This is a genomic window from Vibrio sp. 1727 (genome assembly GCF_033344415.1).
Lineage (GTDB): Bacteria > Pseudomonadota > Gammaproteobacteria > Enterobacterales > Vibrionaceae > Vibrio > Vibrio alginolyticus.
In genome coordinates, this window is the sequence record NZ_JAWPOT010000225.1 from 1 (window position 1) to 742 (window position 742).

Here is a 742-nt window from a genome sequence, read left to right on the forward strand (position 1 = left end):
CTGTGGCATCAGAGTAAGCTCGGCACGAATCACCTGCTGAGCCACCTTCTGTACTAACTCACAAATCATGTGGCGTTGCTGCTGCTCTTTTTCACTTTGCCAGCGAGATAAGGCTTGGAACAAGTCATTAACTGGCTTCGCCGCTTCTAAAAAGCCTTGCTTACCAGCTTGTTCACCAGAAACAAATCCTTTCTGAAAGCCTTCTTTCTGACCATCGAGCAAGCCTTGTTGCTTACCTTGCTCGATACCTTGGCGTAAACCTTCTTCATGACCTTGTTGCAGCCCCTGTTGGAAACCTGCTTCAAGTTGCTGCTGAATGTCCACTTGCGACTCTTGCCAACCTTGGTTGTCCAAGCCGAACTCTTCATCAACCGCAACTGGCTGAGCCAGCGGCGGAAAACGGTGTAAACGGTAACCACTTGGAGGCAGTCGCATAATGTTCGATCTTTGTTCTGCCATGCTTTATTCCACCGTTGGCTCTTCGTATAGAAGCAACTGAACTTCGCCCGACTCATCAAGCTCGCGCACCATTTGCATGATGTCTTGGCGTGCTTTCTGAACTCGACTTAGTGCAACTGCACCACGCGCTTCCATATCGTCTTCTAGCGCTTTCACCATACGTTGTGGCATTGAGCGTTTGATCGCTTGCTGCAACGTGATATCCGAACCTTTCAGTGCCGTAGCCCAAAGCTCGAGTGGAATTTGCTGTACGAGCATGTCCATGGTTTCTTCGCGTTGACGG

General features: G+C 49.9%; 2 protein-coding genes. Both read right to left on the bottom strand.

The genetic code is table 11. The annotated features are described in order from the left end of the window. On the bottom strand, positions 1 to 459 hold a 459-nt coding region (locus R8O10_RS24915; protein WP_318191916.1), incomplete at its 3' end, for a Yae1 family protein. A 3-nt stretch (positions 460 to 462) separates the two neighbouring features. Continuing rightward, on the bottom strand, positions 463 to 742 hold a 280-nt coding region (locus R8O10_RS24920), incomplete at its 5' end, for a FliG C-terminal domain-containing protein (RefSeq protein WP_318191917.1).